The organism is Streptomyces sp. NPDC047079, from assembly GCF_040643755.1.
Lineage (GTDB): Bacteria > Actinomycetota > Actinomycetes > Streptomycetales > Streptomycetaceae > Streptomyces.
Genome location: NZ_JBEYUZ010000004.1, coordinates 443,385 through 460,899, shown reverse-complemented (window position 1 = coordinate 460,899; position 17,515 = coordinate 443,385). Strand labels below are relative to the sequence as shown.

The window sequence follows — 17,515 nt, the reverse complement described above, 5'->3', positions numbered from 1 at the left end:
CGGGGCCACGCGGACCACGCGGGGTCCCCCCCGGACGGGGGGTTTCCCGCCGCCGGCCGGGCGGCGGGGGCGGCCCGGGCCGCGGGGGGCGCGGGCGGGGCGGTCGCCGTGGCTACGGCGACCGCCGCGGCGAGGACGGTTCTGCGGGACGGCTCTGAAGCTCTGCTCATCGGTGGATGACCCCCAGGTGTCCTGAAGCGATGGTTCAGACGCACGGTGTGCGCCAACTATGGCGGCCGTCCCGGCCGTCCGCCACCGCTTCGGCCCACGGCGTGTCCACCACTATTGGTCCCTACCACCGGCAGGACCGGGGCCGCCGCGCCCGGCACGCGGACGCCGTGGCGCCGGGCGCGGCGTCCGCGCGCCGGGGCATGCATGCGCCGTGCACCCGCCGCGCCCGACGGGGAACGCCCGGCGCGGTATGCGCCATGCGTTCCCCGTCGACCGCGGTCCCGGGGCGGCGGTGGCCCCTCGAACCAGGTCCATCGCCTCAGACCAGGTCCATCGCCGCCACCTCGTCCGGGCGGCCGTAGCTCACCGGCCCCCGGAAGCGACGGCGCGCGGTGGCGAACCACCACACCGTGGCGACCACCAGCACGACCGCCAGGGCGATCGGTGCGTAGTTGAAGGAGTCGATGGTGATCGGCGACGCCTGGGGCAGCATGAACAGCGCGCTGCTGAGCATGATCCAGAGGACGGCGACCACCCCGACGGGCCGGCTCCAGCGTCCGAGGTGCCAGGGCCCCGGGCGGAAGTCGGCGCCGAGCCGGAGCCGCAGGAAGATCGGCACGGCGTAGGCGAGGAAGAGCCCCACGACGTTGACGCTGACGATCGCGGTGAAGGCGGTGTGCGACCACCAGCCGGGCAGCACCAGGGCGAGCGAGCAGGCGACCGCGAGCCACACCGCCTTGACCGGCGTACGGGTGCGCGGCGAGACGGAGTGCCACCAGTGGGAACCCGGCATCGCGCCGTCCCGGGAGAAGGCGAAGATCTGCCGGGTGTTGCTGGTCAGGTTGGCCAGCCCGCAGAAGAGCATGGCGCCGATGACGATCAGCAGCAGGGCCTTCGCCGGGCCCGTGCCCACCCCGTCGATGAGGATCTGGACGGGCGGCGCCGCGGAGCCGGCCACCTTGGCGTAGTCGCCGATGCTGTACACCAGGGCCAGCATGAGGACCAGTCCGGTGGCCGCCGACCAGGAGATGGCGCGGGTGATACCCCGGGGAGCGTTGACCGTCGCCCGGACCGTTTCCTCGGACATGTGGAAGCTGCCGTCGAAGCCGGTGAAGGTCCAGCTGGCGACGAGCAGCCCGAGCATGCCTCCGTAGAGCGCGTTGGTGAATCCCGTGTTGTTCACGAAATCCGTCACGAAGGAAGCCGGCCGGTGCTCGTCCGGGCCGACGACCAGTGCGCCCACGATCACCACCAGCCCGATCAGCAGCCACCACACGGAGATCCTGTTGAGGACCGCGACAAGACGCACGGTGTAGGTGTTGGCCAGCCCCTGGAGCACGATGATCAGTGCGGTGATCAGCACGGTCTGGTGCGCGGTCGGCCGGTAGGAGGGCCACTGGAGGGCGAGGAAGGCCTGGATGAACGTGGCGGCCGCGTATCCGGTGGCCGCGGTGCCGCCCACCTGGCCCACGAAGTTGAGCCAGCCGGTGTACCAGGACCAGGCTCCCCTGTGCCGTCGGGCGAGTTTACCGGCGGAGAAATACAGGGCCCCGCTCGTCGGATAGGCGGACGCCACCTCCGCCATCGCGGCGCCGATGAAAAGCACCATGACGGAGACGCCGATCCAGCCGAAGACGAGAACGCGCGGGCCGCCCGCGTTCATACCGAAGCCGAATGAGGAGAATATTCCGGAGAGAATGTTGATGATGGTGAAGGATATGGCGAAATTGTCGAAGGCCTGGAACCTCCTGGTGAGTTTCCGTGGGTATCCCATCGCGTGCAGGGTCGCGTCGTCGTCGATCGCGACGGTATCCCGGCCCGCACGTCGTCTCGTACGGGGCATCGACATCCGTTCTGACACAACCGGACCTTTCTGTGTGGGGGGTTGGCCGTGGGCGGACAGACGGGTCAGGCAGCTCCCGGCGCGGGCAGTCCGCAGGCCCGGCGGGCGCGCGAAAGCTGTTCTTCGGGCTCCCCGAAGACGCTCCACGGCATACGGGAGGCGTAGGGCCCCATGGCCGTCAGGACGGCGCGCCCCTCGAACACGCACTGGCCCATGACCAGCGCGTGCGCGAGGTACGCCAGGTCGAGCACCGGCGTGAAGCGGTAACCGGCGACCTCCGGCAGCCAGTTCTGGTACGCCGCGAGCGCGGTGGAGCGCCACTGGGGCTGCTCCCAGACGCGGTCGGCGAGCGCCTGCGCCGGGTTGTAGCTCTCCACGAGGGCGACCAGGGGCAGCAGTCGCAGGGGTGAGGTGGCGGGCGCCCGCTGGCTGAGGAAGGCGGCGACGTCCCAGGCGGCGTTCGCCGAGCCGCGGTGGCGGGTGAAGAAATAGGCGAGGAAACGGTGGTGGCCCTCGCGGTGGAAGGGCTCGAGCCGCAGGATGTGCGAGAACAGCTGCCAGGGGCCCGGCGGCGCGGTGAGCAGGCCCTGCGGGGCGGGTTCTCTGATCTTGTGCAGACGCGCGAGCGCCAGCCTGGCCACCCAGGGAGTGGGGTCGTGCGGCGCCATGACGGTGGCGCGCGCGCACGCCTTCAGGGCGATGCGCTCCAGCGGGCGGGCCCGCTCGTCACCGGCGTCCACGGCGCGCAGTGCCCGCAGGACGGCGACGCGCGCCCACAGCAACGCGGCCTCGGGGCTGGGCTCCTCGGCGAGCCAGCGTTCGGCCAGGTCGGAGTCGGCGGCCTCGGAGGCGAGGACCAGGGAGCGGTGGGCGCGCAGTCCGGGGTCGTCGCGCGTCTCGGCGAGCAGTCCGTGGGCGCCCAGATAGCGGCCGGCCCGCACTTCCACGCATACGCTCGCCAGCTCGCGGTCGTCGGCCGCCGGATGCCACACGTACTGCCCTGCGAATAACTCCGCGGCCATGCTCCCCTGTCCGTCCCCGTACGACCTGCGCTTGCGCAGCAGCACCTTACTCACCATGCGGCACAACCGGAATGCCGTTTCCTGCCTCCTGGACCGTCTCGGTGATTGACCACTGGACAGTTCAACGCGGCACTAATTTTCCGGGGCCGGCCACCTCCGCCCGCTCGCGTAAAATGTTCGTTCGGAAAACGCCCACACTCCTTCCCGTCCAGGAATCGCCATTCACACGCTCGCGTCCCGTCTGCGGCGGCTGCCGCCCTCCTGCGGCCCCGTCCGCCTCATCGGTGTCGACGGGCACGCCGGCTCCGGGAAGTCCACCTTCGCCGGGCAGTTGGCCGCCGCGCTGGACAACGCGCCAGTACTGCACCTCGACGACATCGCCACCCATGAGGAGCTGTTCACCTGGACGGATCGGCTCCTGCACGAGGTGATCACCCCGCTCGGCCGCGGTCAGACCGCGCGCTACCGGCCCTACGAGTGGCGCACCCGCAGCTTCGGCCCCGCCCGCTCGCTGCCGCCCGCCGAGGTGATCCTCGTCGAGGGGGTGGGCGCCGGACGCCGCGCGCTGCGTCCACATCTGGCACGGCTGCTGTGGATGGAGACACCGCGCGAGGAAGCCTGGGAGCGCGGGCGGTTCCGGGACGGCGGGGAGCAGAGCGCGTTCTGGGCCGGATGGGTCGCGGCGGAGCGGCGGCATTTCGCCGAGGACCCGTCGCGACCGTTCGCCCATCTCCTGGTGCTGCAGAGGCCGAAGGGCTATCAGATGCTGCAAGGGCCCGCCGGGGCCCATTGTCCGGACCGATAGATCACTGTCAGTGACCAGCCCACGCCGTTGTGCTGAACTTGTGAAGGCCCTTGCGGGCGAACTTCTTTGAGTGCTTCACGTCGGCTTGACCCCGGGGCGGGGCAGGACTTACGTTCTCAATGTGCGGTTTCGAAGCCGCCCCCAGAAACGCGAAGCCCCCGGTTGTTCCCCCGTGATCGGGGGCTTCGTTCTGCCCTGTGACCCCGCTTCCGGGCGCCGCGAGGCGTGATCCGCTCACCCTCGGTCACCATGCACGGCGCGCCCCGCCCGCCCCCACCTCACCGAACGGCTTGTGCGGCACCCTTCGGTGCGCCGCTCCCCCGCAGGTACGATGCCTCTCGACGCGACCTTCGGACGGCTGCTTGACCGTTCCAACTCCGGTCCGCGGTACAGCGGTTCGAGCAAAGCGGCCGACGGGCACGGGCCCGGCGGTGAACCAACGGGGGCACGGTTTGTGGGGGACGTGATGGACTTCGGCTCGCGGGGCCCCGAGGCCCCGGCCGACCTCGCCTGGCTGCGAGGTGTCGACGCCTACACCATGGGCGCGTATCCGCAGGCGGAGGAGGAGTTCCGCGTGGCGGTCCGGATGGATCCCGGGATGGCCGACGGCTGGCTCGGGCTGCACGCGCTGCGCGTCGACACGACGACCGCGCTGCTGCGGATGTTCCGCCACCGGGACCGCTTCGGGGAACAGCGGGCGCGGCACCGGCGGACTCTGAACTCCTGGTACTGGCTGGGATGGTGGGTGCAACCGGTACTGGAGAGCCCGCGGGACCTGCTGCTCGCGCATGCCTCGCACTGGCTGGACGGCCGCCATGTCCCGGAGCTGGACCGGGCGCTGGCGGGGCTGCCGCCCGTCGACGCCGACCCCCAGGTCCGCTTTCTGCACGCCTGCCGCGCCTACCTCGTCAAGGACTGGGAGCAGCTGGTCCGGCACACCGACCCGCTGATCGACGACCCCATGCTGGGCATCGAGGCCGGACTGTTCGGCGGGATGGCCCGGGTCCGCCTGGAGACGTACGGACAGGCCGAGCCGCTGCTGTCCGCGGCGCTGATGCGCTGCCGCAGCGAGCAGCCGCAGCGCAAGGAGCTGCGGTACTGGCTGGCGCGGGCACACGAGGGCACGGGCCGTTCGGCGGCCGCCCTGCCCCTGTACCGGGCGGTCCACCGGGTCGACCCGGCGTTCATGGACACCTCCGCGCGGCTCGCGGCGATCGCCGAGGGCGACGGGTACGACGAGTCGACCGACCTCACCGCCGTGGCGCTCGCCGGGGGCGGCGACGCGCTGGAGAGTCCGGACGGTCTCGATCCGTTCTTCGGTACCGAGAGCCGGGAGGTGAAGTTGTCCGAGCCCGACCTCCCGCCGACGGGCGCGCTGCCGGCGCAGAACGACCTCGTGCGCGAGAAGGTGACGGTACCGGCGTCGCCCCTGCCGACGGGCCCTACCGATCCGGCACTGCTGGAGGAGGCACTCGCCGAGCTGGAGCGCATGGTCGGCCTTGAGCCGGTCAAGCGCCAGGTGAAGGCCCTGTCGGCGCAGTTGAACATGGCAAGGCTGCGGGCCGGCCAGGGCTTACCCGTGCAGCCGCCCAAGCGCCACTTCGTCTTCTCGGGACCCTCGGGCACCGGCAAGACCACGGTGGCACGCATCCTGGGCCGGGTCTTCTACGCGCTCGGCCTCCTCGGCGGCGACCATCTCGTGGAGGCCCAGCGGGCGGACCTGGTCGGCGAGTACCTGGGTCAGACCGCGGTGAAGGCCAATGAACTGATCGACTCGGCGATCGGCGGCGTCCTGTTCGTGGACGAGGCGTACTCGCTGTCCAACTCGGGCTACGGCAAGGGCGACGCGTACGGCGACGAGGCCCTTCAGGTGCTGCTGAAGCGCGCGGAGGACAACCGCGACCACCTGGTGGTGATCCTGGCCGGCTATCCCGAGGGAATGGACCGCCTCCTGGCCGCCAACCCCGGCCTGTCCTCCCGCTTCACGACCCGGGTCGACTTCCCCTCGTACCGCCCCCTGGAGCTGACCGCGATCGGCGAGGTCCTGGCCGCCGAGAACGGCGATGTCTGGGACGAGGAGGCCTTGGAGGAGCTCCGTTCCATCGCCGGTCATGTCGTGGACCAGGGATGGATCGACGAGCTCGGCAACGGGCGGTTCCTGCGGACGCTGTACGAGAAGAGCTGTGCGTACCGGGACCTTCGGTTGAGCGGGTATCCCGGGACCCCGACTCGGGACGACTTGTCGACTTTGCGGCTGCCGGATCTGATGCAGGCGTACGGGGAAGTCCTGTCGGGCCGGGGACCTCAGGATCCGTCGGGCCCCTGACCTCGATCGCCCGGTCCACCCGCGAATCCGGTTCGCCCGCGGATCTCGAATGCCCGGTTCACCCGCGCCCCCTCACGGGGCGCGGGTGAACCGGTCTCGGTCAGCTCGGTACCGCTTCCCGATCTTCCGGCATGCGCGGCTGGGGCGGGGCCTCGCGATGGGCCGGGTCCCTGACCTCGCCCACCAGGAGCTCCAGGACGTCCTCCAGGGCGACCAGGCCGAGCACCCTGCCGGAGCCGTCGGCCACCTGGGCGAGGTGGGTGGCGGCCCGGCGCATCACCGTGAGCGCGTCGTCGAGCGGCAGCTCGGCCGCGAGCGTGGTCATCGGGCGCCAGAGCCGCTGCGGCACCGCCCGCTCGGAGTCCTCCAGATCGAGGACGTCCTTGACGTGCAGATAGCCCATGAAGGCGCCGTTCGGTGCGACCACCGGGAAGCGGGAGTACCCGGTGCGCGCGGTGAGCGCCACCACCTCGCCCGGGGTCACCGTGGGCTCCACCGTCACCAGCAGCGCCGGATCGAGAAGCACGTCGGTCACCGGGCGCGAGCCCAGCTCCAACGCGTCCTCCAGCCGCTCCTGCTCCTCCGGGTCGAGCAGGCCCGCCTGGCCGGAGTCCTCCACCAGCTGGTTGAGCTGCTCGCTGGTGAAGACGGCCTCGACCTCGTCCTTCGGCTCCACCCGGAACGACTTGAGGATCACCCGGGCGCAGGCGCTCAACGCGACCGTCACCGGCCGGCACAGCCGCGCGAACCCCACCAGCCCCGGGCTCAGCCACAGCGCGGCCTTCTCCGGTGCCGCCATCGCCAGGTTCTTCGGCACCATCTCGCCGATCACCAGGTGGAAGAAGACGACGGCGGCGAGCGCGATCACATAGCCGAGCGGATGGACCATCCCGTCCGGCAGACGCACCGCCTCGAACACGGGTTCAAGCAGATGCGCCACCGTCGGCTCGGCGACCGCGCCCAGCGTCAGGGAGCAGACGGTGATGCCGAACTGGGCCGCGGCCATCATCTGCGGGAGCCGTTCGAGACCGTAGAGCACCTGCCGGGCCCGTGCGGTCCCGAGCGGCTCGATCTGACTGCGCCGCACGGACACAAGCGCGAACTCGGCGCCGACGAAGAACCCGTTCACCAGCACCAGCAGCGCCGCGAACAGGAGTTGCAGCAGGCTCATCGCACCGCCTCCGCGGCCGGCGCGGGGGCGTCCACGACGAGCCTGACCCGCTCGGCGCGGTAGTGCCCCACCTCGCGCACCGTGAGCCGCCAGCCGGGCAGCTCGGCCCGGTCCCCGGGCGCCGGGATCCGGCCGAGCAGATCGGCGACCAGCCCGGCGACGGTCTCGTACGGCCCCTCCGGCACTTCCAGGCCTATCCGCTTCAGGGTGTCCACCCGGCAGCTGCCGTCGGCCTCCCAGGCGGGGCGCCCGTCCTCGGGCGGCACGGCGGCGAGCTCGGGCAGGTCCTGTCCGTCGTGCTCGTCACGCACCTCGCCGACGAGTTCCTCGACGATGTCCTCCAGGGTGACGACCCCTGCCGTGCCGCCGTACTCGTCGACGACGACCGCGATGGGCTGCTGGCTGCGCAGCAGCTCCAGCAGGGGCTGCACGGGCAGTGTCTCGGGGACGAGCAGCGGCGTCTGGGCGATGCGGGTCACAGGGGTGCGCAGCCGTTCGTGCGCCGGCACCGCGAGGGCGTCCTTGAGATGCACCATGCCGACGACCTCGTCGATCTTCTCTCGGTAGACGGGGAAGCGGGAGAGGCCGGTGGCCCGGGTCAGGTTGACCACGTCCTGCGCCGTGGCGGACGACTGAAGGGCGCTCACCTTCACCCGTGGGGTCATCACGTGCTGCGCGGTCAGCTCGCCGAGGGACAGCGTGCGTACGAACAGGTCGGCCGTGTCCTGTTCCAGCGTCCCGGCCCGCGCCGAGTGCCGGGCCAGGGACACCAGCTCCCCGGGCGTGCGGGCGGAGGCCAGCTCCTCGGCGGGCTCGACACCGAGCGCGCGCACCAGCCGGTTGGCGACCGTGTTGAGGGCCGCGATGACGGGCCGGAACAGCCGGGAGAACTGATGCTGCGGGCCCGCGACGAAGCGTGCGACCTGGAGCGGCCGGGAGACCGCCCAGTTCTTGGGCACGAGCTCGCCGATCACCATCTGCGCGGCGGACGCCAGCAGCATGCCGACGACCACGGCGATGCCGTCCGCCGCGCCCTCGGGGAGGCCGGTCAGGCCGACGGGGCCGCGCAGCACCTGGGTGAGCGCCGGTTCGGCGAGCATGCCGACGACGAGCGAGGTGATGGTGATGCCGAGCTGGGTGCCGGAGAGCTGGAAGGACAGCTCCTTGAGCGACTCGACGACCGTACCGGCCCGTCGGTCGCCCTCGGCCGCGGCCTTCTCGGCATCGGGCCGTTCGACGGTGACCAGTCCGAATTCGGCCGCGACGAAGAATCCGTTGGCCAGGATGAGCAGGAATGCCGCCCCGAGGAGCAGCAGGGTGTTGGTCATGATGCCGCCGCCTCCGCGTCGACGCGGACCTCAGGGATTCGGTCCGCGCTATGTCGGCAGGGGGCGGCGCAGGTACTACAGGACGATCCGTCCATCGCCGGAGGGAGTCACTCCTCGGGTAGCAGGAACCCCTGAGCACCGGGCGGAGCCTCAGGGGCGGAGGCGCAACGGAAGCGCCTCCCCCACCAGATTAATCAACATTCCGTCTTGTGCGTCAGGGCGGCCGGGCGGAGTCAGCCCGGATGTCGCTCGGGATCGGCCGTGGAGCGGGCTTCGGCGAGCGCGCGCAGCGTGCGCGCGTCCTGGATCGCCCGCTGCCTGGCGATGCCCGGCTGGATGCCGAGGGCGGGCAGGCTGGTGCCGTCGCTCAGGTCGAGGAACACCCACGGATCACCCGGACGCAGGTTGACCTGGAGGATCTCCGCCCAGTCGAGGCGGCGCCGGCTGGCGATGTTCACGACGGTGACCCCGGACTCCTCGGCGACGACCTTGGGCCGGGAGAACAGCAGCAGTACCCCGCACAGGAGGGCCGCCGTGGTGATGAAGCCGAGCCGCTCCCCGGTGGTGAGCGGCTCCAGCAGCAGGCCGACCGTGGTGATGACGGCGAATATCGTCATCCCCGCGGTCACCAGCACGACCCGGGTGGTGGCGGGGCGGAAGGTCACGGGGAGGGTGGGCAGGTCCGACATCGGTGTGTGGTCTCTCACAGGCGGCAGGCGTGGATCGCCGTGGTCAGGATGGCCCGGGCGCCGATCGCGTACAGGTCGTCCATGATCCGCTGGGCCTCCTTGGCCGGGACCATGGCGCGGACGGCGACCCAGCCCTCGTTGTGCAGCGGGGAGACGGTCGGGGACTCCAGGCCGGGGGTCAGGGCGACGGCCTTCTCCAGCTGCTCGACACGGCAGTCGTAGTCCATCATCACGTACGTCCGCGCGACGAGTACGCCCTGGAGGCGGCGCAGGAACTGCTGGACCTTGGGTTCCTCGGTGTCGGCGCCGGTGCGGCGGACGACGACGGCCTCGGACTTCATGATCGGCTCGCCGATGACCTCCAGACCCGCGTTGCGCAGCGAGGTGCCGGTCTCGACGACGTCCGCGATGACCTCGGCGACACCGAGTTCGATGGCGGTCTCGACGGCGCCGTCCAGGTGGACGACGGAGGCGTCGATGCCGCGGTCCGCGAGGTGCTTGGCGACGATGCCCTCGTAGGAGGTGGCGACCGTCGTGCCCGTGAGGTCCTCGACGCCGTTCGCCGTTCCGGGCTTGGTGGCGAAGCGGAAGGTCGAGCGGGCGAAGCCGAGGGGGAGGATCTCCTCGGCGTTGGCGCCGGAGTCGATGAGCAGGTCCCGCCCGGTGATGCCGATGTCGAGGCGGCCGGAGGAGACGTAGATCGCGATGTCGCGGGGGCGGAGGTAGAAGAACTCGACCTCGTTCTCCGGGTCGACGATCCTGAGCTCCTTGGACTCCCGGCGCTGCTGATAGCCGGCCTCATGCAGCATCTCCGCCGCAGGGCCGGACAGTGAACCCTTGTTGGGGACGGCGATGCGCAGCATGAGGTCGGCTTCCTTTGCTCGTTCGTACGGAAATGTGTGCGGATCTGCTCAGAGGTGGGCGTAGACGTCGTCCAGGGAGATTCCGCGCGCCACCATCATCACCTGGACGTGGTACAGCAACTGCGAGATCTCCTCGGCGGCCGCGTCCTTGCCCTCGTACTCGGCGGCCATCCAGACCTCGGCGGCCTCCTCGACGACCTTCTTGCCGATGGCATGGACACCCTTGCCCACCAGCTCGGCGGTACGGGAGGTGGCGGGATCGCCGTGGGCGGCCTTGTGCTGGAGCTCGGTGAAGAGCTCCTCGAACGTCTTCTTGGACATGGTGGTGCTAACCCTACGCGCTCCGGACGCTCTCTCAGTGCCAGGGCTCGGATACGGAGCGGAGCGTCGCCGCGGTCGCCACCGCCGCAGTCACGGCTTCGTGGCCCTTGTCCTCGCTGGATCCCTCCAGACCGGCGCGGTCCAGGGCCTGCTCCTCGGTGTCACAGGTCAGCACCCCGAAGCCGACGGGGACGCCGGTCTCGACGGACACCTGGGTGAGGCCCTGGGTGACGCCCTGGCACACATAGTCGAAGTGAGGGGTGCCGCCTCGGATGACGACACCGAGGGCGACGATGGCGTCGTAGCCGCGGCCCGCGAGCACCTTGGCGGCGACCGGCAGCTCGAAGCTGCCGGGGACCCGCAGCAGCGTCGGTTCGTCGATCCCCAGCTCCCGCAGGGCGCGCAGGGCGCCCTCCACCAGACCGTCCATCACCTTGTCGTGCCACTGTGCCGCGATGACGGCGACCCGCAGGTCGCTCACGTTGCGTACGGACAGCTCCGGTGCACCCTTGCCGCTCACGTCTCTCCTCAGTGCTCTGTTACTGGTTGCCGCAGGCGGACACGGCGGTCGTGTCCAGCCACGGCAGGTCGTGCCCCATCCGGTCCCGCTTGGTGCGCAGGTAGCGGAGGTTGTGTTCGCCCGCCTGTACGGGCATCGGCTCCCGCTCGGTGACCTCGAGGCCGTGCCGGACCAAGGCGTGGGTCTTGTCGGGGTTGTTGGTCATCAGACGCAGGCTGCGGACGCCGAGGTCCTCCAGGATCTGGGCGCCGGCGGCGTAGTCACGGGCGTCGGCGGGCAGTCCCAGCTCCAGGTTGGCGTCCAGGGTGTCGCGGCCGCGTTCCTGGAGTTCGTAGGCGCGCAGCTTGGACAGCAGCCCGATGCCGCGCCCCTCGTGGCCGCGCAGATAGACCACCACGCCCCGGCCCTCGGCCTGGATGCGCTCCAGGGACGTCTCCAGCTGGGGGCCGCAGTCGCAGCGCAGGGAGTGGAAGACATCGCCGGTGAGGCACTCGGAGTGCATCCGGACCAGGACGTCCTCGCCGTCGCCGATCTCGCCGTGGACGAGGGCGACATGCTCGACGCCGTCCACGGTCGACCGGTAGCCGTACGCCGTGAAGGTGCCGAACACGGTCGGCAGGTGGACCTCGGCCTCGCGGCGGACGGTGGGTTCGGAGGTGCGGCGGTAGGCGATGAGGTCCTCGATCGAGATGATCGTCAGGCCGTGCTTGCGGGCGAACGGGACGAGTTCGGGCAGGCGCAGCATGTGGCCGTCCTCGCCGGCGATCTCCACGATCGCGCCGGCCGGGCGCAGGCCGGCGAGCCGGGCGAGGTCGACGGCGGCCTCCGTGTGGCCGTCGCGGACGAGGACGCCGCCGGGCTTGGCGCGCAGCGGGAAGATGTGGCCGGGGCGGACGAAGTCGTCGGGGCCCGCCTCTCCCCCGGCCAGCAGCCGCAGGGTGGTGGCGCGGTCGGCGGCGGAGATTCCGGTGGTCACACCGTGGGCGCCGCTCGCGTCGACGGACACGGTGAACGCGGTGCGCATCGACTCGGTGTTGTGGTCGACCATCTGGGGGAGTTGGAGGCGGTCGAGTTCCTCGCCCTCCATGGGGGCGCAGATCAGGCCGCGGCACTCGCTCATCATGAAGGCGACGATCTCGGGGGTGGCCTTCTCGGCGGCGATCACCAGGTCGCCCTCGTTCTCCCGGTTCTCGTCGTCGACGACCACGACCGGGCGCCCGGCCGCGATGTCGGCGATGGCCCGCTCGACCGGGTCGAGTGTGAAGTCCTCGATGGCGTCGGTGCTGTAGGGAACGGGCCTCGGGGCGGCGGCGCGATCGGCGTCTCCCCAGGGCTTCTGCTCTTCGCGAGCTTCGGGCAGGGCGGTGGTGGACGATGGGCGGGACGTCATGCGCGGGCTCCTTCCAGGACGGGCCGCGCGGCCCTGCGGGAGCGCAGCCACCAGTCGCGCATGCCCCACAGGACGAGCGCGCCGTAGATGACGTAGACGAATCCGGAGAAGGCGAATCCGTTGGCGAAGTTGAGCGGGACGCCGACGGCGTCGACGAGCAGCCAGGCGAACCAGAACTCGACCATGCCGCGCGCCTGGGCGTACATGGCGACGATGGTGCCGACGAAGATGTAGGCGTCGGGCCAGGGGTCCCAGGACAGCGACGGGAAGGCGGTGAACAGGCCCGCCACGGCGAGCGTGCCCGCGGCCGCGGCGCCGGCCAGGACGCCGCGCTCGCGCCAGGTGGCGAACCGCACCGCGATGTGGCCGTCCTCCGCCTGCTCCTTGCCGCGGTTCCACTGCCACCAGCCGTAGACGGCGACGACCATGACCACGATCTGCTTGCCGGCGCTTCCGGACAGATGGGCGGTGGCGAAGGCCGCGAAGAGGATGAGGCCGGACAGGAACTGGATCGGCCAGCTCCATATGGAGCGCCGCCAGCCGAACGCCAGGGCGATGAGGCCGATGACGTTGCCGATCATGTCCGACCACTTGATGTGCTGGCCGAAGAGGACGAAGGCTTCGGAGTTGAGCCAGTTCACCGGCCGGCCCCCTGGTTCGCCAGCAGCCGCTCGACATACTTGGCGACGACGTCGACCTCGAGGTTGACCGGGTCGCCGGGCTGCTTGAGGCCGAGCGTGGTCAGGGCGAGCGTGGTGGGGATGAGGCTGACGGTGAAGTGGTCCGGGCCCGCTTCGACGACCGTGAGGCTGATGCCGTCGACGGTGATGGAGCCCTTTTCCACGACGTAGCGGGAAAGGCCCGCGGGGAGCGAGACCTTGACGATCTCCCAGTTCTCGGAGGGGCGGCGCTCCAGCACGGTGCCCGTGCCGTCGACGTGGCCCTGCACGATGTGCCCGCCGAGGCGCGCGCCGACGGCGGTGGGGCGTTCGAGGTTGACCCGGGAGCCGACCGTGAGTGCGCCGAGGCTGGAGCGGTCCAGGGTCTCCGCCATGACGTCGGCGGTGAACTCGTCGCCCTCGTGCTCCACGACGGTGAGACAGACGCCGTTGACGGCGATGGAGTCTCCGTGCCGGGCTCCCTCGGTGACGACGGGTCCACGGAGCCGGAAGCGGGAGGAGTCGCCGAGATTCTCGACGGCGGTGACCTCACCCAGCTCTTCGACGATTCCGGTGAACACTTCCCGGGTCCTCCTGCCTCAGTAGGGCACGGACTCCGGGGCCTGTCGATGACGACAGCAGACACGGGCGAGGACACCGGGGCGACGCCGGACAGGGCCCGTCCTCAGGACGAGCCGATACGGCGGCACGCATGAATGCCCGCCCGCCGCGCACTGCCTCCCATCCGGACTTTAACCGTCGGTCCAGGAATTTCACCTGGTCAACCGATCGCTGGAGGCGACCGGGTCGCGGACTGTAACCGCCGGTTCGGACTTTCACCGACCCCGGAGTGCGCTGCTTTTGGTACAGGGCCAGTCTGCCACGCCTGATCGGGGCCATGCGGGTGAACCACTGTGGGGTGCCTCACATGTTCACATGCTGGACTTGCGCGCTCCGCCCGGCAGGCCCCACCACCCGGCTGCCGGGCATCTCAGGGACAACCGCCGTCCCATCAACGGCATTTGACAATTGGTCCATACCTATTGACCGATCTGGTCTAGTCCTCTTAGGGTCGCGTCCCGGCGCGGTGCGCCGTCCCTGAGCGGCCCGGCGGCGGTGACGGAGGCCCTTGCCCCGCCGCCGGGCCTCCACCAGCGCGTCTGGGAGGCTGGCGGCGTGACGACGCACGCCGACGAGTTCGAGAGCCACCGTGCCCGCCTGTTCGGCCTGGCCTACCGGATGCTGGGGTCCGCCGCGGAGGCGGAGGACACCGTGCAGGACGCGTATCTGCGCTGGAGCGCGGCCGACCGGGGCGCCGTGGAGCGGCCGGGCGCATGGCTCGCCAAGGTCGTCACCAACCTCTGTCTCAGTCGGCTCACCTCGGCTCGCGCCCGGCGCGAGCTGTACCCCGGACCATGGCTGCCGGAGCCCGTGGTCACCTCGGACGGCACGCTCGGCCCCCTGGAGTCGGCCGAACAGCGCGATGCCGTGTCCTTCGCCCTACTGGTCCTCCTGGAGCGGCTCACCCCCGCCGAGCGCGCGGTGTACGTGCTGCGGGAGGCGTTCGCATACGGCCACCGGGAGATCGCGGAGGTGCTGGACCTCGGCGAGGCCAACTGCCGCCAGCTGTACCGCAGGGCGGTGCGGCGCCTGGCGGACGCCGGCGCGCGGTTCGAGGCGGAGCCCGAGCGCCAGGCCCGGCTCGTGGAGTCGTTCCTCACGGCGGCCCGGGAGGGAGATCTGACCGGTCTGGAGAAGCTGCTCGCGGCGGACGTGACCTGGTGGAGCGACGGCGGCGGCAGGGTCAGCGCGGCGCGGCGGCCGATCGAGGGACGGGAGAAGGTGCTCAGGTTCCTCGCGGGCGCCCTGCGGGGATTCGCCGCACACGTCGGCTTCACCGTCGTGGAGGTCAACGGCGCGGCCGGGCTGGTGGCCCGCCTCGGCGGCCGGGTCGTCGGGGTGGTGGCGTTCGAGGTCCGCGACGGGCTCGTCGCCCGGGTGCGGGCGGTGGTGAACCCCGACAAGCTGGCGTTCGTGGAGCGCCGGCTTCGCCGCTGCTGAGCCTGTCGCTGTCACATACGACGGGTGCCGTCCGGTCGTACCGGCGAAGGGGCGTTCCACGGGGAGCGCCCGGCGTCCGAAGGGACGGGAACGGCATGAACACGATCCTGGTGACCGGCGGCACCGGAACCCTCGGCAGGCTCGTCACCGAGCGGCTGCGGGCGGACGGCCACGAGGTACGCGTCCTGGCACGGCACGCGCAGCCCTACGCCGTCGATCTGATCCGGGGCGGCAGCGCCCTGGAGGCGGCTCTCGCCGGCGTCGACACGGTGGTGCACTGCGCCAGCACGCCCCGCGGGGGCGACGAGCAGGCCGCCGCCCACCTGATCGCGGCCGCGCGGCGGGCGGGGGTGGGCCATCTCGTGTACATCTCGATCGTCGGGGTGGACGCGGTGCCGATCGGCTACTACCAGGCCAAGTACGCCGTCGAACGGCAGATCCGGGAGTCGGGAATGGGCTGGACGATCCTGCGGACGACCCAGTTCCACGATCTGCTCGTCCGGATCTTCGAGGCCATCGGCAGGCTGCCCGTGCTGATGCTGCCGGCGGGGGTCGGCGACCAGCCGATCGCGGTGGCCGAGGTGGCCGACCGGCTGGCGGAGCTGGCGGTGCAGGGGCCTGCCGGACGGGTCGCGGACATGGGCGGACCCGAGGTGCTGACGTTCCCCGACCTCGCCCGCGCCTGGCTGCGGGCGACGGGGCGCAGCCGGCCGGTCGTGAGCGTACCGGTCCCCGGCAGGGCGTTCCGCGCACTGCGCACCGGTGGCCATCTGACCCCCGGGAACGCGGTGGGCAAGGGCACGTTCGAAGAACACCTGGCGGCGCGGCTCGGGAGCGGGCCCTCGGGGCGCTGACCGCCGGGTGCCACGGGGATGGCGCCGCGTCGGGGTGGCAAAGAGTACGGGGGCGATAGGGGGCCTGTGGGGCGGCAGGGAGGGCGCGCTAAGGGGTCAGCGGGGCGCAGGCGCGAACAGTTCGTCCTGCGCGCCGTCCCGCGCGGTCAGCAGCGCACCGCGCAGCACCGCGCCGCCGCCCAGCGCGGTCGCCCGTACCTCGGTCCGCAGCGGCGACATACGGACGAGCCGCTCCTGCACCCGCGCGGCGAGCAGCTGCCCACCCGCCCGTCCGACCTCGCCGCCGAGCACCACGCAGCCGGGGTCGAGGACGGCGGTGACGGACGCGGCGCCGATGGCGAGACGGCCGGCGAGGGCGTCGAGGAAAGCGGACGCGGTGCGCTCGTCCGGGGCGGCGTGCCGGCCTGCCACGGCCTCCCGGTCCGCCGCCCCGGCGGCATCGTGGCCCGCTTCGGCGCCGTGCCCTGCCCCGGTGTCCCTGCCTTCCGCCGCCTGCACGGCCCGGCGGACCAGCGTGGCCGCGGACGGCCCGTCCGGCTGACCCCGGGTCACCAGCCCGTGACCGACCGCCAGTTCGGCGATGGCGGCAGCCCCCGCGAGGGAGTGGAAACCGCCCTCGCAGTCCGTCGCCGACGGCAGCGTCACGGTGCCCGGGACCGGCAGGAAGCCGATCTCGCCGGTGCCGCCCGAGGCGCCGCGGCGCAGGGCGCCGTCCAGCACCACGGCCGCGCCGGTGCCGTGTCCCAGCCACAGCAGCACGAAGGTGTCACGGTCACGCGCGACGCCCTCCCGCTGCTCGGCCAGAGCGGCGAGGTTGGTCTCGTTCTCCACGATCACCCGCGCGGGCAGCCGCTCCTGGAGCGCGATGACCAGCCGGCGGTGCCACTCGGGCAGCCCCGTGGAGTCACGCAGTTCTCCCGTGGCCGGGTCGATCAGTCCGGGCGCCCCGATGCCGACCGTGTGCAGCGAGGGGGCACCGGCCTCCTTGGCGGCGCGCTCCACCAGCGTTACCGCCTGTTCGACCGCCGGCCCGGTACCCGTGTCGCCGCCGATGGGCACCGAGGCCTCGGCGAGCACCCGGCCGAGCAGATCCGACACGAGGACGGAGACACCCCCGGTGCGCACATCGAGGGCCGCGAGGTGGGCGCGGTCGCCGACGATCCCGTACAGCCGCGCGTTCGGACCGCGCCGCTGTTCGCCCGACTCCCCCACCACCGCGATCAGCCCGGCCGCGGCGAGCCGTTCGACGAGGTCGGCGACCGTGGGCCGGGACAGTCCGGTGAGCTGTTTCAACTGCCCTGCCGTCAAGGGGCCTTCCTGCTGGAGAAGGCGCAGGGCGAGCCGGTCGTTGATGGCCCGGGCGGTGCTCGGGGATGCGGGCATGCCGGGAATCCTCCCAGATCGACGGGGCCGCTCGCGGGGCGGCTTCCCAGCCGCTATCTATCAGGCAGGGTTCCTGATAGTTTACGCCCGCAGGGGGGCGGCGACGCGG

At 71.6% G+C, this 17,515-nt stretch carries 16 protein-coding genes and 1 riboswitch; of the genes, 4 read left to right on the top strand and 12 right to left on the bottom strand.

The window, feature by feature from the left end; all coding sequences use genetic code 11:
- Positions 1-490 precede the first annotated feature (490 nt).
- Positions 491-2,032 (bottom strand): amino acid permease, encoded by a 1,542-nt coding sequence (locus ABZ823_RS09130; RefSeq protein ID WP_361655859.1) that lies wholly within the window; start codon positions 2,030-2,032, stop codon positions 491-493.
- 47 nt (positions 2,033-2,079) lie between these two features.
- Positions 2,080-3,036: a hypothetical protein gene (locus tag ABZ823_RS09125; protein ID WP_361655905.1), complete on the bottom strand. Its 957-nt coding sequence runs from the start codon at positions 3,034-3,036 to the stop codon at positions 2,080-2,082.
- A gap of 220 nt (positions 3,037-3,256) precedes the next feature.
- Between ABZ823_RS09125 and ABZ823_RS09120 the strand changes: the two genes are divergently transcribed.
- The gene (locus ABZ823_RS09120) at positions 3,257-3,841 is read left to right on the top strand and encodes a hypothetical protein (RefSeq protein ID WP_361655902.1); all 585 of its coding nucleotides are present in this window, start codon (positions 3,257-3,259) and stop codon (positions 3,839-3,841) included.
- A gap of 466 nt (positions 3,842-4,307) precedes the next feature.
- Positions 4,308-6,167, top strand: coding sequence for an AAA family ATPase (locus tag ABZ823_RS09115; protein WP_361655857.1), 1,860 nt, complete (start codon positions 4,308-4,310; stop codon positions 6,165-6,167).
- A gap of 100 nt (positions 6,168-6,267) precedes the next feature.
- Here the strand turns inward: ABZ823_RS09115 and ABZ823_RS09110 are convergent, their stop codons facing one another.
- The 9 genes from ABZ823_RS09110 to ABZ823_RS09070 form a co-directional block, all read right to left on the bottom strand.
- Positions 6,268-7,338, bottom strand: coding sequence for a hemolysin family protein (locus tag ABZ823_RS09110; RefSeq protein WP_361655854.1), 1,071 nt, complete (start codon positions 7,336-7,338; stop codon positions 6,268-6,270).
- Positions 7,335-8,666, bottom strand: coding sequence for a hemolysin family protein (locus ABZ823_RS09105; RefSeq protein ID WP_361655852.1), 1,332 nt, complete (start codon positions 8,664-8,666; stop codon positions 7,335-7,337). Before ABZ823_RS09105 ends, ABZ823_RS09110 begins: the two co-directional genes overlap by 4 nt.
- 233 nt (positions 8,667-8,899) lie before the next feature.
- Positions 8,900-9,355 carry a PH domain-containing protein gene (locus ABZ823_RS09100; RefSeq protein ID WP_361655849.1) on the bottom strand — a complete coding sequence of 152 codons (456 nt, stop codon included), beginning with the start codon at positions 9,353-9,355 and terminating at the stop codon, positions 8,900-8,902.
- A 14-nt stretch (positions 9,356-9,369) separates the two neighbouring features.
- A complete protein-coding gene (gene hisG, locus ABZ823_RS09095; protein ID WP_361655847.1) occupies positions 9,370-10,218 on the bottom strand; it encodes an ATP phosphoribosyltransferase in 849 nt (282 codons plus the stop codon).
- Positions 10,219-10,266: 48 nt separating this feature from the next.
- Entirely contained in the window at positions 10,267-10,539 is a 273-nt protein-coding gene (locus ABZ823_RS09090; protein ID WP_128789165.1) for a phosphoribosyl-ATP diphosphatase, read from the bottom strand.
- A 34-nt stretch (positions 10,540-10,573) separates the two neighbouring features.
- Positions 10,574-11,059: a 6,7-dimethyl-8-ribityllumazine synthase gene (ribH, locus tag ABZ823_RS09085; RefSeq protein WP_361655844.1), complete on the bottom strand. Its 486-nt coding sequence runs from the start codon at positions 11,057-11,059 to the stop codon at positions 10,574-10,576.
- 19 nt (positions 11,060-11,078) lie between these two features.
- Positions 11,079-12,449, bottom strand: a complete 1,371-nt coding sequence (locus ABZ823_RS09080) for a bifunctional 3,4-dihydroxy-2-butanone-4-phosphate synthase/GTP cyclohydrolase II (protein WP_361655841.1) — start codon at positions 12,447-12,449, stop codon at positions 11,079-11,081.
- The gene (locus ABZ823_RS09075; RefSeq protein ID WP_361655838.1) at positions 12,446-13,090 is read right to left on the bottom strand and encodes a nicotinamide mononucleotide transporter family protein; all 645 of its coding nucleotides are present in this window, start codon (positions 13,088-13,090) and stop codon (positions 12,446-12,448) included. The genes ABZ823_RS09080 and ABZ823_RS09075 overlap by 4 nt, the downstream gene beginning before the upstream one ends.
- The gene (locus tag ABZ823_RS09070; protein ID WP_361655835.1) at positions 13,087-13,689 is read right to left on the bottom strand and encodes a riboflavin synthase; all 603 of its coding nucleotides are present in this window, start codon (positions 13,687-13,689) and stop codon (positions 13,087-13,089) included. Before ABZ823_RS09070 ends, ABZ823_RS09075 begins: the two co-directional genes overlap by 4 nt.
- Positions 13,690-13,835: 146 nt before the next feature.
- A riboswitch (FMN riboswitch) is annotated at positions 13,836-13,966 on the bottom strand.
- Between the two features lie 318 nt (positions 13,967-14,284).
- On the opposite strand from ABZ823_RS09070, the gene ABZ823_RS09065 reads away from it, so the two are divergent.
- Both ABZ823_RS09065 and ABZ823_RS09060 read left to right on the top strand, forming a co-directional pair.
- On the top strand, positions 14,285-15,169 hold the full coding sequence (locus ABZ823_RS09065) for an RNA polymerase sigma-70 factor (protein ID WP_361655833.1): 885 nt from the start codon (positions 14,285-14,287) through the stop codon (positions 15,167-15,169).
- Positions 15,170-15,264: 95 nt separating this feature from the next.
- Positions 15,265-16,023, top strand: coding sequence for an NAD(P)H-binding protein (locus tag ABZ823_RS09060; protein ID WP_361655830.1), 759 nt, complete (start codon positions 15,265-15,267; stop codon positions 16,021-16,023).
- A gap of 96 nt (positions 16,024-16,119) precedes the next feature.
- Here ABZ823_RS09060 and ABZ823_RS09055 read toward each other — a convergent pair whose 3' ends face one another.
- Entirely contained in the window at positions 16,120-17,406 is a 1,287-nt protein-coding gene (locus ABZ823_RS09055; RefSeq protein WP_361655828.1) for an ROK family transcriptional regulator, read from the bottom strand.
- Positions 17,407-17,515 lie beyond the last annotated feature (109 nt).